The 19008-nt window shown below is 47.9% G+C and carries 18 protein-coding genes; 11 read left to right on the top strand and 7 right to left on the bottom strand.

What is annotated here, in order from left to right:
* Nucleotides 1-18: 18 nt before the first annotated feature.
* Nucleotides 19-507 carry a tRNA (adenosine(37)-N6)-threonylcarbamoyltransferase complex ATPase subunit type 1 TsaE gene (gene tsaE / locus UXZ23_RS10670; RefSeq protein ID WP_320820561.1) on the bottom strand — a complete coding sequence of 163 codons (489 nt, stop codon included), beginning with the start codon at nucleotides 505-507 and terminating at the stop codon, nucleotides 19-21.
* Nucleotides 507-2027 (bottom strand): NAD(P)H-hydrate dehydratase, encoded by a 1521-nt coding sequence (locus UXZ23_RS10675; RefSeq protein WP_320820562.1) that lies wholly within the window; start codon nucleotides 2025-2027, stop codon nucleotides 507-509. The genes tsaE and UXZ23_RS10675 overlap by 1 nt, the downstream gene beginning before the upstream one ends.
* A gap of 155 nt (nucleotides 2028-2182) precedes the next feature.
* Here UXZ23_RS10675 and queG point away from each other — a divergent pair, with 155 nt between their 5' ends.
* On the top strand, nucleotides 2183-3253 hold the full coding sequence (queG, locus tag UXZ23_RS10680) for a tRNA epoxyqueuosine(34) reductase QueG (RefSeq protein ID WP_320820563.1): 1071 nt from the start codon (nucleotides 2183-2185) through the stop codon (nucleotides 3251-3253).
* Nucleotides 3254-3489: 236 nt separating this feature from the next.
* On the opposite strand, the gene orn is transcribed toward queG, so the two are convergent.
* The gene (gene orn, locus UXZ23_RS10685) at nucleotides 3490-4032 is read right to left on the bottom strand and encodes an oligoribonuclease (RefSeq protein WP_320820564.1); all 543 of its coding nucleotides are present in this window, start codon (nucleotides 4030-4032) and stop codon (nucleotides 3490-3492) included.
* Nucleotides 4033-4131: 99 nt separating this feature from the next.
* Here orn and rsgA point away from each other — a divergent pair, with 99 nt between their 5' ends.
* Entirely contained in the window at nucleotides 4132-5160 is a 1029-nt protein-coding gene (gene rsgA, locus UXZ23_RS10690; RefSeq protein ID WP_320820565.1) for a small ribosomal subunit biogenesis GTPase RsgA, read from the top strand.
* Nucleotides 5161-5236: 76 nt separating this feature from the next.
* Here the strand turns inward: rsgA and motB are convergent, their stop codons facing one another.
* Entirely contained in the window at nucleotides 5237-6262 is a 1026-nt protein-coding gene (gene motB / locus UXZ23_RS10695) for a flagellar motor protein MotB (protein ID WP_320820566.1), read from the bottom strand.
* Nucleotides 6262-7113 (bottom strand): flagellar motor stator protein MotA, encoded by an 852-nt coding sequence (motA, locus tag UXZ23_RS10700; protein WP_320820567.1) that lies wholly within the window; start codon nucleotides 7111-7113, stop codon nucleotides 6262-6264. Before motA ends, motB begins: the two co-directional genes overlap by 1 nt.
* A gap of 145 nt (nucleotides 7114-7258) precedes the next feature.
* Between motA and UXZ23_RS10705 the strand changes: the two genes are divergently transcribed.
* The 7 genes from UXZ23_RS10705 to UXZ23_RS10735 all read left to right on the top strand — a co-directional run bounded on the left by UXZ23_RS10705 (nucleotide 7259) and on the right by UXZ23_RS10735 (nucleotide 14375).
* The gene (locus UXZ23_RS10705) at nucleotides 7259-8983 is read left to right on the top strand and encodes an HDOD domain-containing protein (protein ID WP_320820568.1); all 1725 of its coding nucleotides are present in this window, start codon (nucleotides 7259-7261) and stop codon (nucleotides 8981-8983) included.
* Nucleotides 8984-9036: 53 nt separating this feature from the next.
* On the top strand, nucleotides 9037-9876 hold the full coding sequence (locus UXZ23_RS10710; protein ID WP_320820569.1) for a sulfurtransferase: 840 nt from the start codon (nucleotides 9037-9039) through the stop codon (nucleotides 9874-9876).
* A 10-nt stretch (nucleotides 9877-9886) separates the two neighbouring features.
* Nucleotides 9887-10744 carry an archaetidylserine decarboxylase gene (asd, locus tag UXZ23_RS10715; RefSeq protein ID WP_320820570.1) on the top strand — a complete coding sequence of 286 codons (858 nt, stop codon included), beginning with the start codon at nucleotides 9887-9889 and terminating at the stop codon, nucleotides 10742-10744.
* 4 nt (nucleotides 10745-10748) lie between these two features.
* The gene (locus UXZ23_RS10720) at nucleotides 10749-11663 is read left to right on the top strand and encodes a LysR substrate-binding domain-containing protein (RefSeq protein ID WP_320820571.1); all 915 of its coding nucleotides are present in this window, start codon (nucleotides 10749-10751) and stop codon (nucleotides 11661-11663) included.
* Between the two features lie 110 nt (nucleotides 11664-11773).
* On the top strand, nucleotides 11774-12292 hold the full coding sequence (locus UXZ23_RS10725; protein ID WP_320820572.1) for a hypothetical protein: 519 nt from the start codon (nucleotides 11774-11776) through the stop codon (nucleotides 12290-12292).
* Nucleotides 12289-13788, top strand: coding sequence for a GMC oxidoreductase (locus UXZ23_RS10730; protein WP_320820573.1), 1500 nt, complete (start codon nucleotides 12289-12291; stop codon nucleotides 13786-13788). The genes UXZ23_RS10725 and UXZ23_RS10730 overlap by 4 nt, the downstream gene beginning before the upstream one ends.
* Nucleotides 13785-14375, top strand: coding sequence for a carboxymuconolactone decarboxylase family protein (locus UXZ23_RS10735; protein WP_320820574.1), 591 nt, complete (start codon nucleotides 13785-13787; stop codon nucleotides 14373-14375). The genes UXZ23_RS10730 and UXZ23_RS10735 overlap by 4 nt, the downstream gene beginning before the upstream one ends.
* A 34-nt stretch (nucleotides 14376-14409) precedes the next feature.
* Here the strand turns inward: UXZ23_RS10735 and epmA are convergent, their stop codons facing one another.
* Nucleotides 14410-15369 (bottom strand): EF-P lysine aminoacylase EpmA, encoded by a 960-nt coding sequence (epmA, locus tag UXZ23_RS10740; protein WP_320820575.1) that lies wholly within the window; start codon nucleotides 15367-15369, stop codon nucleotides 14410-14412.
* Between the two features lie 19 nt (nucleotides 15370-15388).
* Entirely contained in the window at nucleotides 15389-15955 is a 567-nt protein-coding gene (gene efp / locus UXZ23_RS10745) for an elongation factor P (protein ID WP_320820576.1), read from the bottom strand.
* Between the two features lie 39 nt (nucleotides 15956-15994).
* Here efp and epmB point away from each other — a divergent pair, with 39 nt between their 5' ends.
* Together epmB and UXZ23_RS10755 are read left to right on the top strand one after the other, a co-directional pair.
* Entirely contained in the window at nucleotides 15995-17014 is a 1020-nt protein-coding gene (epmB, locus tag UXZ23_RS10750) for an EF-P beta-lysylation protein EpmB (RefSeq protein ID WP_320820577.1), read from the top strand.
* A gap of 151 nt (nucleotides 17015-17165) precedes the next feature.
* Nucleotides 17166-18986 carry a hypothetical protein gene (locus UXZ23_RS10755; protein WP_320820578.1) on the top strand — a complete coding sequence of 607 codons (1821 nt, stop codon included), beginning with the start codon at nucleotides 17166-17168 and terminating at the stop codon, nucleotides 18984-18986.
* The last annotated feature ends 22 nt before the right edge of the window (nucleotides 18987-19008 follow it).

Genomic DNA, 19008 nt, shown 5'->3' on the forward strand with positions numbered 1-19008 from the left:
ACATCTTTTCAACCATAATTATTGGCTAATCGCCACACTGGCATAGTCCGCAGCCAATATGGATAGCGGCGCCAACCACTGTTGTCCGCGCTCACTACGAGCGTGCCATTCCAACAAGCGAGAATCTCCGCCACCGGTGATTTCCAACACTAAATCGGGGGACGGCAGCACACCCATGCCTTTGTCAGCCCACTCAATGAGATTCAGTATGTCAGATCCTAGGTATTCGCGAATACCCATGTACTCTAACTCTTCTGGATCTCCGAGTCGGTAGAGATCGAAATGGTTCACTTGGGCATCAGCAAACTGATACTCTTCAACCAGAGTGTAAGTCGGACTTTTGACTGCACCTTGGTGACCCAGCGCCTGAATCAAGCCACGACTGAACGTCGTTTTACCAGCACCTAAAGTTCCTTCTAAAAAGACAATGCCACCTTGCTTCAAAATAGAGGCGCAGCCTGCAGCAAAGCGCAACATGCCCTCTTCACCTACGACTCGAATAGCCATTAGTTTATCAACTCTCGTAATATCGGCACTAAATCCGTTGCTAACAAACCGCGAACTCCGGCATCAGCAACGGCTACATCGGCTGCTGCACTGTGACAACAAACACCTAAACAGGCGGCATCCCAAGCATTTAACCCCTGTGCTAACAAAGCTGCAATAACTCCAGTAAGAACATCGCCCATACCACCGCAACTCATTCCCGGATTACCATCGGTGCAAAGGGCAACACGACCGCTAGGATCAGCAATTAAAGAGCCTTGCCCTTTTAATACAACAACCGCTTGGTAACGCTGAGCAAGTAGCCGCGCACTGGCAAAACGATCAGTTTGAACTTCAGCGACTGTCATGCCGAGCATGCGAGCAGCCTCACCGGGATGCGGAGTTAATACCGCAACACGTTCGCTAAATTCACAATGCCAACCAGGGGAAGCCAATAAATTCAGCGCATCGGCATCGAGTACCACCGGCTGCTGAGCACCTAACACCTGTTGCAATAACAGCTCCGACCAACTGGTTTGGCCGAGTCCGGGGCCGATAGCCAATACGGTCGCGCGCTGAATAGCCGGTGCAAGCTCTAAACCAGAATTTACGCCTAAGGCCATGACCTCTGGGCGGCGTGTTAATAGGGCTGGCACGTGTTCAGGTCGTGTCGCACAGCTAACTAAGCCCGCTCCAATGCGCCCCGCCGCTTCGACCGCCATCATGGCAGCACCGCCAAAACCCGATTCACCGCCAATAACTAACACATGGCCAAAATTACCTTTGTGAGCATTACCGCGACGCGGTGCTAAGCCTCGCTTTTCGTCATTTAAACGAGCCCAACTAATTCGTTCCGCATCAGCAACAGTTTTCGTGTGCGCACTATCAACAACCGACAATTCGGCCAACTCAAGTGCGCCACAAACGTCAGGGCCGGAGGCCGTTAGTAAACCGCGCTTAACACCAATAAACGTAACGGTGACATCGGCATTCACGACAGGACCATAAACGACACCCGAATCGGCATTCAAACCCGAAGGTACATCTAAGGCAAAAACTGGCACATCAGCGCAATTAATTGCAGCTATAGCCTGTGCAAACTCATCACGTGGCTCACTGCTTAGTCCTGTGCCCAATAAACCGTCGACCAGCACATCGCCGTTGAGATCACTCGCTGGGCTCAAACGCTCAATCGAAATACCGGTTTGCACGGCCATATTTAGAGCTTTTTGCGCGGCCAACGTTTGCTTGGTTAAATCGCCAACCGTAAAAACACGCACCCGAATACCACACTCAAATGCCAATGCCGCTAAAATAAATGCATCACCGCCGTTGTTACCAGGGCCGGCGATAACAGTAAGCTTTCTGGCATCGACCCAGTGGTGCTGCAATACCGACAAAGCCGACGTTGCCGCTTCATGCATCAAAATAAAACCATCATCCCCCTGAGCTGCTATCGTCAGGCGATCCAACTCACGGATTTGCGCCACACTGAACAACTGCGCGGGCAAGTGGTCTTTGGCTGAAAACGGTCGGTTCATCGCAAGGTGTCTGCCATAGTAAGTCGAGGATACTGAGACAATGAAAGTCTCTGAATGTGGTACATTGGACGAAATTATATAGGAAGCCGCCGCTAAGTCCCACGCCATAAGGAGTTAATGGCAACGACAGCTTCTTTCGACGTGAATCAAACTGCATGAATCAAACCGCCACCACACCCTTAACCGCCGAACAGTTAACGCGTTTACGTGACGATATTCGCCTGTGGGCCAGTGAACTTGGCTTTCAGCAAGCTGGGATAGCAGGCGTGGAGCTAGGCAAGCATGAAGACTTATTGCAGCATTGGCTTGAACAAGGCTACCACGGAGAGATGGACTACATGACCAGCCACGGGAATATGCGCTCACGCCCAGCGGAGCTATTACCCGGAACGCTGAGTGTCATCAGTGTGCGCATGGATTACCTGCCCCCTGACGGCAATATGCGCGAGCAGCTAGGCGACCCGAATAAAGCCTATGTATCGCGTTATGCTCTGGGGCGTGACTATCACAAACTGATTCGCAAACGCTTAACGGAACTGGGCAAACGCATTGAACAAGCCGCCGGCCAACTTGGCTTTAGAGCCTTTGTTGATAGCGCACCCGTTCTCGAACGGGCGTTAGCAGAACAAGCGGGGCTAGGCTGGATTGGCAAAAATACCATGCTGATTAACCGCAAAGCTGGATCGTATTTTTTCTTAGGTGAAATCCTCACTGACCTGCCGTTACCGGCGGATAATAATCCAGAATCCGACCACTGCGGACGCTGCACCTCCTGCTTAGACATCTGCCCCACCCAAGCTTTTGTGGGTGCGCACGTACTCGATGCTCGACGCTGCATCTCCTACCTTACTATTGAGCTCAATGGTCCGATTCCCGAAGGCCTGAGAACTGGCATGGGCAACCGCATTTTCGGCTGCGACGACTGCCAAATTGGTTGCCCGTGGAACCGCTTTAGCAAAGCCACCAGCGAAACCGACTTCACTCCCCGCCATCAACTCGACAAAGCCACCTTGCTGGAGTTGTGGGCATGGGACGAAGCTGAGTTTTTAAGCAAAACGGAAGGCATGCCAATACGCCGCACAGGCTATGAAAACTGGCGGCGTAACATCGCCGTGGCCTTAGGGAATGCGCCAAAGAGTATCGAAATTGAACAAGCCCTGCGGGCTAGGCTGGGGGAGTCTGCATTGGTGGATGAGCATATTGAATGGGCGTTAAGGCAAGGTTAAGTTGTAGAACACTGGATTCGAATTGCTTTGTGTTTGTAGGAGGGAGTCAACGAACGCTTTTTGTTCGTACTCCCGATAGTGGCTTTTCATTGTAATTCGGCACTGCTCGCTAGCGCTCCCTGAGTACCTCCTACAAAAACATACCTTTCAATTTAATGCAGCGTTGCGGATATCAATTGGTGGCTTTTGTTTCCCGCTTGAGGATAAGGCCGTAAACCGAGCCAGCAGCTACCAACCTACACCGCCAAAAAATGCTGACGATAATGCTGCATCTCAGCAATCGACTCACGAATATCATCCAATGCCTGATGCGTGCCCTTTTTCTCGAACGACGATACCACCGCTGGCTTCCAACGCTTGGCCAGTTCTTTCAGGGTGCTAACGTCGACATTGCGGTAGTGCATAAATGCTTCTAATTCGGGCATATATTTCACTAAGAAACGACGATCTTGGTGAATGCTGTTGCCACACAAAGGCGATGCGCCAGCTTTTACATGTTCGCGTAAAAACTCTAACGTGGCCAATTCTGCAGCGCGGGCGTTGGTTTTGCTATCACGTACGCGCTGGGTTAGCCCTGAGTTGCCATGAGTGCGAGTGTTCCACTCATCCATACCATCCAGCAGGATATCTGGCTGATGAACCGCGAATACTGGGCCTTCGGCGATTATGTTGAGATCGCCATCGGTGACTATGGTAGCAATTTCGATAATGACGTCACGCTCTGGCTCTAGGCCGGTCATTTCTAGATCCATCCACACTAGGTTGTCGCTTTGGCTCATAACGGTTACTCATTGGGAAATATGAGCAGTCTAGCAACTTGTGTAATGCACGGCCAACGCGGACAATGGCAAACGTCTTAAATCCGGTAACGCATTCGCATGTCAAAACGCAAACTGAATAAGCGCCAAGCTTGGCGTGTCGAGAAAATTCAGCAAGAAAAAGCCAAACGCGCCACGCAAAAAGAAGATGTCATTGCGGAGCAGTTGACTGCCGGAGAATTGGGCGACGAATCCGAAGGCCAAGTGATGGCGCATTTTGGTAGCCAAGTCGAGGTCGAAGATAAGCAATCTCAAGACCGTTACCGCTGTTTTTTACGCGCCAACCTCGGTTCACTGGTAACCGGTGATCGTGTGGTCTTCCGCCCCGGCGCCGATAACCAAGGCGTTAAAACCGGTGTGGTCGAAATGGTATTACCGCGCACAACAGAGTTATCACGCCCAAACCCCTACAACGAAATCAAACCCGTTGCCGCCAATATCGACTTCATTGTCTTGGTGGTCGCGCCTGAGCCGGAAGCTCATGCGAATTTGATCGACCGCTATTTGGTGGCCGCCGAAAACTGTGAAATTGAACCGATAATCCTGTTCAACAAAATCGATTTATTAACCGAAGAAACGCGCCCACGTTATGCGTCTTTGCTCGCTAGCTATGAAAAGTTAGGCTATCGCACGCTGCGTGTGTGCAGTCACGATGACAGTAGTTTGGGCGAACTTAAAGAGTTCTTAAACGGACGTATTAGTGTGTTCGTTGGCCAATCGGGGGTTGGTAAATCGTCGCTGATTGGAACATTGTTACCCGGCGAAGAACTGCGCGTTGGTGCGCTGTCAGAAAACACTCGCAAGGGTAAACATACGACCACCACAGCGCGTCTGTATCACTTCCCCGCAGGTGGTGATTTGATCGACTCACCAGGAATTCGTGAGTTCGGTTTGTGGCATATGTCACCCGAAGAAGTGCTGTATGGCTTTCGCGAAATTCGCCCTGAAGCCGGTTATTGCAAGTTCCGCGATTGCAAACACGAAAAAGAACCGGGTTGCGCTATGCTCGGAGCTTTAAAAGCCGGACGTATTAGCGAAGCTCGCTTCCAAAGCTACCGACGTATTTTGCAAACTCTAACCGAGCTTTAAACAAGCGCGAGAAGTGTCGCCAACAAAAAAGGGAGCCTAGCTCCCTTTTTTGTTACTCTTTAACGGCATAAATAACTCACCAAAACACTTCACCTTTGTTCGGTGGGTTATCGTAGCTATTGTCTACTCGCTCGCGCTCTTGTTGCAATTTTTCCAGCAAACTCCCCGTTTTGTTTAACACTGGCTTACGCGCATCCGTTGATGGTGGCGGCCCATCGTTGATAAATTCAACTTCTGTTTTAGTACCCGAACGCTCAAGCACGTTGTGCTCTGATATACGGTTAAGCATCACAATGGCGATTCGCCGATTCACCGAGGCCGAAGGATCATCGGGAATCAAAGGAGCGGTATCGCCCATGCCGATTACTTGGGCAATTTGTTCTTTTGGCACACCGGCTTCCATCAGCGCTCGTCGTGCAGCATCGGCACGCAAAGACGATAGCCCCCAGTTCAAATCATCCTCATCTCGCTGACCGCCCAAACGCGACGAATCAGTATGGCCAGTAATGGATAAACGATGATCTAAGGTGGCCAGCATGGGGGCCATTTCCCAGAGGATATCTTCAGAATAATATTTTAAATTGGCGCTGCCAGGATCAAACATAGGTCGGTTCGTTTGATCAACAATTTGTAGACGTAGACCTTCCGTAGTGATGTCTAACAGCAACTGATTTTTAAATGGACTCAGCGTCGGGCTTGCATCAATACGCTGTTCTATTTTCACTTTCAGTTCTTCTAAGCGTTTTTGTTCAATCGCATCGGCGAGACTTTCGATCTCATCTGCTTGCAGTATTTTTTCAGGATCGATGGACTCAGAAACCGCAATATTATCGGCTTGGGAAGGTGAACCACCGAGATCAATCACGTATTTAGAGGGGACTTTATTACCTTCTTCAAACGCTAATGGATCTTGAAAATAACCTGATATCGCTGCCCGCTCTTGCTCATTCGACGAGTTAATAACCCACAACACCAAAAACAGCGCCATCATGGCCAAAGCAAAATCGGCCATGGCAACTTTCCATGCCCCACCGTGCTCTTCGTGCTTACCTTTTTTATAACGGCGAACGATTATATTTTGATGGGGGCTAAGATTTTCCATTAGCGTCCACGCACTTTACTTTCTACTTCTTCGAAACTCGGGCGGCCATGAGTGAAGAGCGACTTTCGACCAAACTCAACCGCAAGCTGCGGCGGCAATCCATTAAGTGAAGCTATAATGCACGCTCGGGTCGCTTCATAGAGCTTAATTTCATCTTCGGCGAGATGTCTCATGGTTGCCGATATCGGGCCGACCATACCGTAGGCGAGAAATACACCGCTAAAAGTTCCAACCAGTGCTGCCGCAACGTGACCACCAATTTCACTCACTTCGCCGCCAATCGCGCCCATAGTAATAACGATACCTAGCACCGCAGCGACAATACCAAAACCTGGCAAAGCATCAGCGACTTTACCCACGGCCATTCCTGGTTGCTCTAGCTCATGCAGGCGTGCCTCGATTTCTTGATCCATCAAGGACTCAAGCTCAAATGAGGTCAAATTACCTGCGGCAATAATACGGAAATAATCGGCTATAAAATTCGATAGTTCTTGATTACCTTGGATGGCCGGATAGCGCGAGAACACGGCACTGGAGGATGGGCTTTCAACGTCGCTCTCAATCGCCATAATACCTTCGCGGCGAGCCTTATTAAGGATATCGTAAATTAAGCCGAGCACATCCATGTACATAGCTTTATTCACACGGCTACCCATGATGACCTGAGGCATCATACGGAAGCATTCCAAAATCACATGCAGTGGATTCGACAAAACAAATGCACCGAATGCCGCACCACAAATAATCAGGATTTCAAAAGGTTGCCACAGCGCCATCAACTGACCATGTGACATCACAAAGCCATAAAGCACACTGCCGAACACAATCAACAGTCCCACAATAAACAGCATTCAATAGGATCCTTGCAGCAAAATCTGACAATATAGAAACGTTTAGTAACACCAGTGACGAAATTGTCACACATCCGTCCAAGCAAAATTCATAAGCCGACTATAGTAAGTAAAGGTCACAAATAGCAGTTGCACAAACTTGGACATGACACAGACTACCTTTACGCACCCTAGCGCCGGTCAATGGGAAGAAGTTCTCGCTTTTACGGACTTTCCGATCTTGCAGGAAACGCGCGAACAGCTGCGCCTGCATCTGAAAAATCCACAAGTGAGCTTTGATGATTTGATCCTCGTCGTGGATCGAGACCCTGCGTTGTGCTGGCACCTATTGCAGGTCGCCACCCAACAAAATCCAGATTGCAGAGATCAGTTGTCTGGGGCCTTGAGCTGCCTATCACTATTGGGTATGCAGGAACTTGTGCGGCTGGTGAAACACTTGAAAGTCGTTGCCCCTAACAGCGAAGACGAAGGGGATCGTCTATATCGGCAGGCGTTAACCACCGCCTGTCTTGCAGGGAATCTTGCTGCGCAATGGGCAAAAGACAAAGGCACCTGTGCCCCGGGTTATGCCCAGTGGAGTACTATGCTGGCACACTCAGTATTTTGGCCTTGGCTGCTACTGCATGGCAATGCCCGCAACTGGTTGCATTACGTGAGTACAGGATACGATTTAATACCGGCTACCGAAGTAATATTCGGGGCAGATAGCCGCAACTGGCAGCGTCTTGCTAAACGTTATCAATTACCGCGTATGGCGTTAGATTTATTCCGTCACGAAGCCTTGCCTAACGCTCATGACTGGCAATCGTTGCGCCGCCACGATCCACGCGATGACGGCAAACAGAGGGCGCTCGTCCATCAATGCCAAACACCGGTGATGACCGCTATGCTCGCAAGCTCTATGGCTTGGCATCTGCATATGGCACCTCAAGGTCGCCACACCGAACGTTGGTTGGCAATTGCAAGTCATGGCTTAGGTAAACCGCTAATACAAGTTCAACAAGACACACGCCGTGCTCAAGTAGACATCAGTCATCAACAGAACTGCGGCTTAGCAACAGGTTTATCGCTACTCGCTAGCCCACAGCCTACGAGACGCGAATATCCTATTTATGCGTTGCCATCGCTCGTTGTTCAAACACCGATAAGATCAGTGGCCTCTATGGCGATTGCAGAACCCAGAATAACCCACGTATCAACGTCGAATATTGATCCAGAAGCCAAACAACCGACGTCAACCAAGGCAATATCTGCAGTTGTACCAGAACAACCCCCAGCAAAATTACGGAAAGCAGAAGCTGCCGATCATGGCCAAGCTTTTCTGGCGAAATTAATGCGGCAGCTGCAGCAAGAGCCTAATAGCTTTGGCGATTGGCATTTGTTAATGCAGGGAGTGCTCAAGGGGATTTGTCGCGGCGTCGGCCTAGGGCATGCCTGCGTGATGTTGCTCGACCGTGATCGCCAACGCTTGCGCATGGTGTACAGCGAAAACTTTGAAGCAATGGGAGCGCTAGCTCAGGTGAGAATTCCACTGGACAGTGCGCCGCTGTTCCGCCAATTGCTGAAAAAAAATGCCTGTTTGCGTTTAACTGAATCGAATCGCGAACAATATTTAAGAGGAATGCCAACAGCCATTACCGAGCTGATTCCTTTACAAGTTTCAATCATGTCGATTTCGGCTGGCAATGCGCCTATCGGAATTGTTCTAGCTTGCAATAAACAAGGTAAAGGTATGATTAAAGCAGAGCAGTACGAGGCATTTAGGCAATTATGTACCATGACAAGTCGCAGTCTTGCGGCATTGAGTTCTAATACAAGTAAACAGATCAAACCAGAAGTAACACAAATCGTTCACTCATCCGGAACCTGACAGACGCCAGCCGCTCAGATACACTTGCGGTTTTCTGATCAGAGCGACTTACCATGCCGACATCGTCCTCTCATACCTTGCCATTATTATTAGAGCCCGAAGATCTAGCGGAATTACTGCCGCTAGATGGCGTGTTGATTATTGATCAATGCAAAGCGGAGACGTTTTTAGAGCACCACATTCCGGGTGCTATTCATCTCGACTTCACACGCTTGCAGTTAGGAATCGCACCAACGCCCGGCGCGCTGCCATCCAATGCCGATTTAACGGCAGTATTCAGTGAACTTGGACTAACGCCAGAAACTCACGTCATATGCAGCGATGATGAAGGTGGCGGTTGGGCTGGTCGCTTGATTTGGGTGTTGGATAGTATTGGCCATAAAAAATACTCCTATTTGAATGGCGGTATTGTCGCTTGGCTTGATGCTGAATTACCGACCGAATCAGGTGCCAGTACACCGACTTCATCTGAGTATGTGGTTGATCACATTGACCAGACCGTATCCATCACCAAAGAGCAGATTAAAGCCGCTTTAGGCTCATCTAAATTTGCCATTTGGGATGCACGCTCACCGGCAGAATACTCTGGCGAAAAAGCTATTTCACCGCGTGGAGGCCATATTCCTAGTGCTGTGAATTACGAGTGGACATTGGGTATGGATAAATCCCGCGCACTCCGTATCAAAGAGCTGAACACATTTAAAACTCAGTTGGCAGAAATGGGATTGGATAAAACCAAGACCATTGCCACCCACTGCCAAACGCATCATCGCTCCGGCTTTACTTATCTAGTCGGGAAAATTTTAGGTCTGACTATGCGCGCCTATGCGGGCTCATGGGCTGAATGGGGAAGTGATACTACGACCCCAGTGACCACTGGCAAAAAGCCATAAGGACTTATCTGTGAATACCGACAAATTATTTATCGCGACCCAACATTTGCTGCCACAGCACATACTCTCTCGCTGCGTCGGCTGGCTTGCCGGTTGTGAAGTGAGCTGGATTAAAAACCCATTAATTCGTGCATTTATTAAGCAATACGATGTAAATATGGCTGAAGCAAAACGCCAGACCGCGGAAGAGTTTAGCTGCTTCAACGACTTTTTTACTCGCGAATTACTCACCGGCGCGCGTACTGTTGCACTAGAAGACAACGTCATCACCTCCCCTGCCGACGGTGCCGTATCTCAATTAGGTCCGATTAAAGCCGGGCGTGTATTTCAAGCTAAAGGCCAAGATTACTCGCTAGTGGAGTTGCTTGGTGGCGATGAAGAACGCGCGCAACCCTTTCAAGAGGGTGAGTTCGCAACCATTTATTTATCACCAAAGGATTATCATCGCGTACATATGCCGATCACCGGCACTCTGCGAGAAATGATTTATGTACCGGGGGATTTATTCTCGGTAAACCAGACAACGGCTGAAAACGTACCACGTTTATTTGCCCGCAACGAGCGCGTTGTCGCGATTTTCGATACCGCCCGCGGCCCCATGGCTATGGTATTAGTCGGCGCTATGATTGTGGCGGCGATTGAAACCATATGGCACGGCTTGGTCACTCCGCCAAAGCGCGAAAAACGTGTAGCTCGCTACGGTATTCCAGAAAACATTACCATTGAAAAAGGTGATGAAATGGGACGCTTCCTATTGGGTTCAACTGTAATTTTATGCTTCCCGAAAGATACCATGCATTGGTTGGAAACTCAGACAGCAGGTACTCCGCTACGTATGGGTGAAGCCATCGCCATGACGATGGAATAACGTCGTGATTCGGCAGTTAGGCACAAACAAACTGCCAACATTGAACCTGCTGCGCACGTTTGAAGCAGCAGGAAAACATCTGAGTTTCAAACTTGCAGCTGAAGAATTGTGCGTTACGCCATCAGCGGTTAGCCAACAAATTCAGTTACTAGAATCTCAATTAGGCGTAGCGTTATTCGAACGTAAAAATAGATCACTATTATTTACCTCAGCGGGTGCAGAATATTGGAAAAACGTTAATCAACAATTGAATAACTTGCGAGATGCAACCACTCAATTACGCCAGCAACACGGAGTGCAGAGGCTAACCGTTAGCGTCATGCCCCCAGTTGCACATCAGGTCGTTTTTCCCAATTTAAATGATTTCAAACAACAGCATCCAGACTTAGAACTTCATATCGAAACGGGATTAAGCTATGCCGATTTACAACAAGGTACTGCGGATATCGCTATACGCTATGGCATTCCACCATGGCATGAACTTGAACATGAAAAATTACTCGATGTTTGTATACAGGTAGTGTGTCCTCCCGGATTTACCCAACGCTATCAATTAACGCAAAATTCCAAAAATATTTGCGATGTTCCACGTGTAGAAATGACTGGCCGCCCAAAAAGTTGGGAGCGCTGGTTCGAACAGTCTGGTAGCCAGAACGATGAGAATAATAGTTTTACCGGCGCTGTATTTTACGTTGACGATTATCCTGCTGCGATTCAAGCGGCCGAATCACTCGGTGCCGCTTTAGCACTCTCCCCCATAGAAAACAACCTTATTAAATCTGGACGTTTAGAGGCGCCCTATCCACCGATAGGACCTTTAGAGGAGGCCATCTACGCGGTGTATTCTCCAGCAAGGAAATTTGATCCAACCGTTCGAAGCTTTATTGACTGGTTGAAGGTGAAACTGGCTCAACTCTAGCAGCAGATTTGAATTCAAGTAAGCACAGCTAATCTGATTCGACGCTTTTTATCGTTTGTCGGCGAGTTTAAGGCTTTCTATAGTGACGTATCACTATAAGAGGCCATCACATGAGTAAAATCATTTCGCTCTCGTCTGGCGATTCACCAGACAAGCACATCGCCCAATCTTTTTTTCACCATAAACAAACAGAACTTGATGAGCTTTTTGATACCTTGTGCTGTCCTGAGGATGCGCAACTACAAGGAGTTACTCACGGCACCTTATTCGCCATCAAAGGTTTTAATGCGTTGCCACGCACAGCTCATGCCATTGTTTATCGTCTGCTAAGCACCTGGATTAATCCTTGGAAAGGCAAAAAATTCGATGCCCTGCAAGGCGCCAATATTTTACTTTCAAAAAAGGGTTCAACCGCCTTTGGGTATTACCATGTAGCCCAAACGAAAGACGACAAAGGACGGCCTTTCATTAGCCTAAATTATGACCACAAACGTAATATGGCTTTACTTAAATGTATACGCGGTGAAGCTAGATTATTGCGAGAAGGTACTTGGCTTGCCCGCATGCGTTTAAAATCACGCAAAGGCCTTTCGACTTTGCTGTATTTTACGCTGGAAGAAAATGCATGAAACTGAGCTATGACACCATAATTATTGGTAGTGGTTTCGGCGGCTCTGTTGCCGCGAGTACACTATCGAGTGCTGGACAAAACGTTCTGTTAATTGAGCGCGGCCCTTGGCGCGATAGCGCGGCTGTCCGCGCTGCTGGAATACAAAACGCTAGCTCTTTACCTAAAGGATATTCATCTTATTTAGATCTATTGCATCGCGTTGGCTATTCAAAAATCAAGGGGACAGGAAAACGGTTAAACCGCCATGGTCTGTTTGATATTCATTTCGGCAGCGAAATGACCGTCGTTTGCTCGAATGGCGTTGGCGGCGGCAGTCATGTCTATAGTGCAATGAATACTCGCCCAGCTAATAATCAATATTGGAATCACCGCAGTAACGAATTGTCTGCCACCAGTATGGAAGAACATTATCAGTGGATGATTTCAACCATGGGAGCAAAAGAGCCTAACATCGACGATAAAATACCTAATTTTACCGGCGAGCGTTTTGCTTCGTCACCACACTTCATCGCTAACGATAAAACCGGGCAGCCTGCGATGTCGGTATCCATGATTGGCGATGCCGAAAATTATCGTGATAATAGTTTTTTCGGCAGTGAGAATGGAGCGAAAGCAACACTTGATCGAATCCTGTTGATTCCTGCAAAGGCACAAGGATTGGAGATAGCGGCATTGCATGAATGTTTAAGCATTTGGAAAACTCATGAAGGCTATCGTTTAGAGGTGATGGATCACAATGCTAAACGTATCCGACAATTTAGTGCTAAGCGCGTCATATTAGCCGCAGGTACATTGAATACCTTACGATTATTATTTCGTAGTCGCGCACTAGGCGGCCTAACAGGGCTCAAGAATCTTGGTCATGGCTTTGGTGGCAATGGTGATGTACCTGGATATTGGGCAGTCAATGAAGCCGGAACTGATTTCACCCAAGGCATCCCCTGCCATGGTCGTTTTGCATTACGCGATAGCAATGGTGATATAGAAATATTACCAGGTTTATTACCAGTCGACCTGACGAGCTATGGATTAAATGGTATCGGCAATTTACCGATGCCCAACTTTTTACGTCGACGTTTAAAACAAGACTTAGTCGTCGTTGGTATGGGTTCTGACAATGCCGATGGCGTTGTCGAGTGGCATAACGGCAAACTAAACATTCATTACATAAGGCAAAATAATCCAATATTAAAAAGTATCTGCCACCATTTTGACGAAATAGCACGCCGCAGTCAGCGACCCATTTATTATACCGAACGCCATCCACTAACTGTCCATCCACTCGGTGGTGCACGTTTATCAGCCACACCAGATGAGGGCGTTATTAATGGCAATGGTGAGGTTTGGGATAGCCCTGGTTTATTTATTGCCGATGCGAGTGCCTTGCCAGCAGCTCCCGGGACTCCACCATCAATGACAATTTCTGCATGGTCACGTCACGTAGCGCTAAAAATATTAACACAGCAAAATAACAACTCAGGAATCAATACATGAAACCCATTTTTCGTAAGCGCGTATTTACGCTAGGTCAGTTCCTAAATATGCTATTCCAAGCGATTGTACGACTGCCTATTCTTGTGGCAGCTTTAATTAAACCAAAGACTTCTCGCCAGTTACGAGAACAGGTCATGCTAGCCTGTACATCGGTAAATGATTGTCGTTATTGCGCATGGGCACACACGCACTTGGCGCTTAAAAATGGTGTCGATATTGAAGCAATGAATGCCTTACTAGCATCCTCAGACAACCCATTGGGCGGCGAACAAGAAGGAATCGCTATATTATTTGCACAGCATTTCGCGGAATTCAAAGGACGACCATCAGGCGATGCAGTAGCACGTTTGCAGTCCGTATACTCTAAGGCACAAGTAAAAGAAATATACGCTTATTTGTACGCTATTTACTTTGCCAATCTGAGCGGCAACACCTTTGACGCTTTACTGGCACGATTGCGCGGACAGAAAGTAGAAAACAGTTACATTTTCACTGAAGTTATTAGCTCTGCTTTAAGCTGGCCTATATTAGTATTTATTATGTGGCAATCAAAAAATGATCGTCGTATTGGTTTAGGCTCACTATAAGTATTTGAACAAAGCGGCTGTCGCAACTGCAGATTTAAGCTCGCGTCCAATCAAAACTCAGGACTTCTGCAATTGAACTCGCCTGCTGTTGATGCATCAGTAGGCGATCCAATCCCATTGCTACACCAGCACAACTAGGCAAGCCCGAAGCCAAAGCTGCTAATAGGTTTTCATCTAGCGGGCGCTCTAAATTGAGCGTGCCGCGCTCCCGCTCTTGCTGAAAACGCTGGCGCTGCTCGGCAGGATCAGTGAGCTCAAAATAGCCATTGGCCAGCTCAGTACCATTGAAAAATAGCTCGAAGCGTTGCGCTACAGGAACACTATCAACATTCGTCGTTATCTGCGCCAAGGCCGCTTGGGATGCGGGAAAATGATTAATAAACACAAGCATATCAGAGGGTAAAGCAGGCTCAACCTGATGACTCATGATGATATCCAGCCAGCCATCTCGGCTAAGCCCTAAATCTTGGCCCGCCAAAGAAATACCGATAGCAGCGAGTTCGCTATCAGTTGCCCTATGCACATCAATATCGACAAAGCGCCGTAGGGCTTCAGCATAACTCAGATGTAGCACTGGGAGCGTCGGCCAACGCATCTCTAACGCTTGCTGCACAATAGTAGCGACCTCAGCCATTAACTGCGAAAGACTCCAGCCAAGGCGATACCATTCCAGCATAGTAAATTCAGGATTATGTCGCTGCCCTGCCTCTCCGGCACGGAACACTTTACAGATTTGATAAATATCGCCGCTGCCCGCACATAACAGGCGTTTCATCGCGTATTCTGGGGATGTATGTAGATACCGCCGAGTATCAGTATGAACAAGATCAATACTCATCACATCGATATTAGGATCTGACACAGGTGCCTGACCTAAAATCGGCGTATCAACTTCTAAGACGCCTTGTTCGGCAAAATATCGACGAATCGTCTGGTAGAGTGACTGACGCGCTAACAGCGCTGTACGCGAAGCGGATGGCTGCCAGAGCGTCATCTTAATCGATATCCTGTAATTAAGCGCGGCTCACGTATTCGCCGGAGCGAGTATCAATACGTAGCATTTCACCAATATTAATAAATAAGGGCACCTTAACAACGGCACCGGTTGAAAGTGTCGCTGGCTTGTAGACACCTTGTACTGTATCGCCTTTAACACCTGGGTCGGTTTCTGTTACCTCTAGCTCAATAAAATTTGGTGGTGCCACGGTCAAAATCGCACCGTTGTATAAGACAACAACGTATTTTTCTTGTTCTTTCAACCACTTAATCGTATCACCTACGGCTTCAGCCGATGCGCCATGTTGCTCGAACGAACCATCCGTCGCCATAAAGTGCCAGAACTCGCCATCGTTATAGAGATATTCCATATCCAACTCGATAACATCTGCGCCTTCCAACGAATCACCCGACTTGAACGTCTTATCAAGGGTACGGCCAGTGCGCAAATTACGCAGCTTCACTCGATTGAAGGCCTGTCCCTTGCCTGGCTTCACATAATCGTTCTCGATAATCGAACAGGGCTCGTTGTCTAACATGACTTTAAGACCTGATTTGAATTCGTTGGTAGAATAATTTGCCATGTCGATATCCAATCACTTTCTTTAGGAATATAAAATAAGGTGCGTATCATAACGCGAACTGACGCTTCAATCGAACCGAGGGACTGGCGCCAGATACTTTCCAGCTCAATTCGGGACCTCAATGAACTGCTAGACCGCCTGAATCTGAGCCCTGAGGACCTGCCAGCACAGCAACGAGCGGCACTCGACTTCCCGATATTAGTGCCCGAGCCTTTTCTTCAACAAATGAAGCTTGGCGATCCCAATGATCCACTGCTGCTACAAGTGCTACCACGCGCAGCAGAAACTGAACTCGTTAATGGGTACATCACCGACCCGCTGGCGGAAAAACACGCCAACGTGAATCGCGGCATCATTCACAAGTATCATGGCCGCGTGCTTCTTCTCGCAGCCTCTGGCTGTGCGGTCAACTGTCGTTATTGTTTTCGTCGCCACTTCGCCTACGAAGATAATCGTATTAGCCGCGAAGAATGGAAAGAAGCACTAGACTATGTGCGACAAAACAAAAGCATTACCGAAGTTATTTTAAGTGGCGGGGATCCGCTAATGCTACGAGATTCAGCGTTATTCGAATTAATTGTCGAAATAGAAAATATTCCTCACGTAAAACGCCTGCGCATTCATTCTCGTCTACCAGTTGTTATCCCTCAGCGCTTAACGGCAGAATTGATAAGGCGTTTAGGTGATTCTCGATTAAGCACCTCAGTAGTAATGCATATCAATCACCCAAGTGAGCTGTCTGAATTACATCGCGATCGGTTCAAAGAATTACGACTTGCAGGCGTACTGATTCTCAATCAAGCCGTTTTACTACGAAATATTAACGATAAACTCATAGTTCTTTCTGATTTAAGTGAGCTACTGTTTGAATTTAATGTCGTACCTTATTACCTTCACTTGCTTGACCCAGTAAAAGGGGCGCACCATTTTGACGTTCCAGAGCATGAAGCTCAGCAGTTATATCGAGAACTGCTAGCACGACTGCCCGGATATTTGGTACCCAAGCTAGTCAGAGAGTTATCCGGAAAGGCCAACAAGTCACCAATATGTCCGCCATAACAGGCCAATATTGGGGGGTCGGTCACACCTTCTTTCTGTGCAATGTTCCATTTACTGTAAATACGCGTTTAAATTGCGTTGCTGGGGTGGAAAAATCACGCCATCGGGTCTATACAGAACTATCAATAGTATTTTTTATTAGCAGGAACGCATGGAAAGCCCGAATACGCCGATAAAACTACATATACCGACAACAACTATCAGCCAACTGACATTTTGCTCAGCAACAGCTGACGGTGTATCTAAGTGGGCCAAAGAATTACCTATGGCCAATACAGGAGAAGCGTCACGTCGGTTGTATCTGGCCATACGCGAATTAAATCAATTCGACGTGGCTCCGGCACTCCGTTATCAAATTTTAGAAATAGTACGCCCGTACATATATTCAGTTTGTGAGTTACTTAATAAGCATTTTTTACAGTCTTCTATTTCGTTAAATGACAAGCAGTTGAAAATTGCGAATTTAAGTCAGGCACTGCAAGGCCACTTGGCAACTGGTTATAAAATGGTTGTAGCACATAGTCTTACCAGACTAGCGCCAACCGAAAAGCCGAATAAAGTTGTAACTCAGGCAATTCATCGCGCTATTACCGACACAAGCCAAACCATTCTTCGCGCATTTCAACTTTATTGTCAGCCCCCTGAACGAGCGTGGCTGGAGATAAATCAGCTGTATTTATTAGCTGAAATGCACAAGCTTGCGGATTACCGCATGGACAACCCAGAAACGCGCTTTTTATCAGAATCATCCATTAAAGATGTATTCATGCGCGCTCACTTGCTCGGAACGGCAAAACCAAACAACTTGCGCCAGCAAGATCTCGCATTGCTCTATGATGCAAGCGAGTTGTGGGCTGAGCACGTTGATTTAACAGCAGCTGACGATGAAAGTGCTTTATTTATCATTAACTTACATCGTGATCGTCCAGGCCAGTACCGTCAGCATTTACGCGATGCGCAAAAGCCGTCCTACCGCAGCTTAAACACGACACAACTGGTTCAAGCATTAAAATATTGGGCAGCCAACCCTAACGATAAACACACGATTACTATCCCAGGGAAGCTCAGCGATACCTTGCTGTCCCATGCAATCCAGTCTTGGGGAATTCATTGGCAACGGTCTTTCCGTAGAGCGTCATCGCAAGGCAACCTGAGGCTGTGTATAGGTTTGTCTGCACTGCATTACTTTACCGCTGGGCAGCGTGAGTTCGAACAACTGATCCTAACCATGAAACCAAGCGCTATGGATGGTGATAGCGGGATCAACACTGTTGATACTGGCCGACCTGTGCAAGATGATGTTTGGGCTGATGCGTTTGATGCCGGCAGTGTACGCATGCCAGAAAATGCGGGAATGAGTTTAGATGCTATTGAATTTATCAATAAGCATAAAGGTGAACAAGCCAGTGTATCTGCACCAGTTCCCGGTAAGTATCACGCCCATGAAGTTGATTTGGTTAACACTAGCCCTGGCGGGTACTGCTTACATTGGCATGGTGATATTCCAGCCAGCATCCAAGCGGGTGAGCTTATCGGCATCCAAGAAAACGGCGTAAGGCTATGGTCTGTTGGCATTATTCGTTGGATTCGTCACTTACGCGATCAAGGCACCCAGTTAGGTGTTGAACTACTGGCACCTAAAGCAGAGGTCGGTGTTGCACGCTTACTGCAAAAAACCGGCTCTAATGGCCCGCGTATGCGCGCTCTAGTATTACCCGAAATTAAAGCGATCGCCCAACCGGCAACACTGCTGTTGCCTCGAATTCCATTTCGCACAGGAAATAAAATCGAGTTATTGCACACCGAAATGAGCGGTCGTTTTCAACTGACCCGCCGCTTAGCTTCGACCAGTAGTTTTAGCCAATTTCAGTTCCGTTCAGTGGGTGTGGGAAAATCGGATACAGGTGATTTTGGTCAAGCGGGTTCAGAATTGATCGAGGACGATTTCGACTCGATTTGGAATAAACTCTAATAAATAGCCTCTCATTGGAGAG

The organism is Thalassolituus sp. (assembly GCF_034111725.1).
In the GTDB taxonomy this organism is placed as follows: domain Bacteria; phylum Pseudomonadota; class Gammaproteobacteria; order Pseudomonadales; family Oceanobacteraceae; genus Thalassolituus.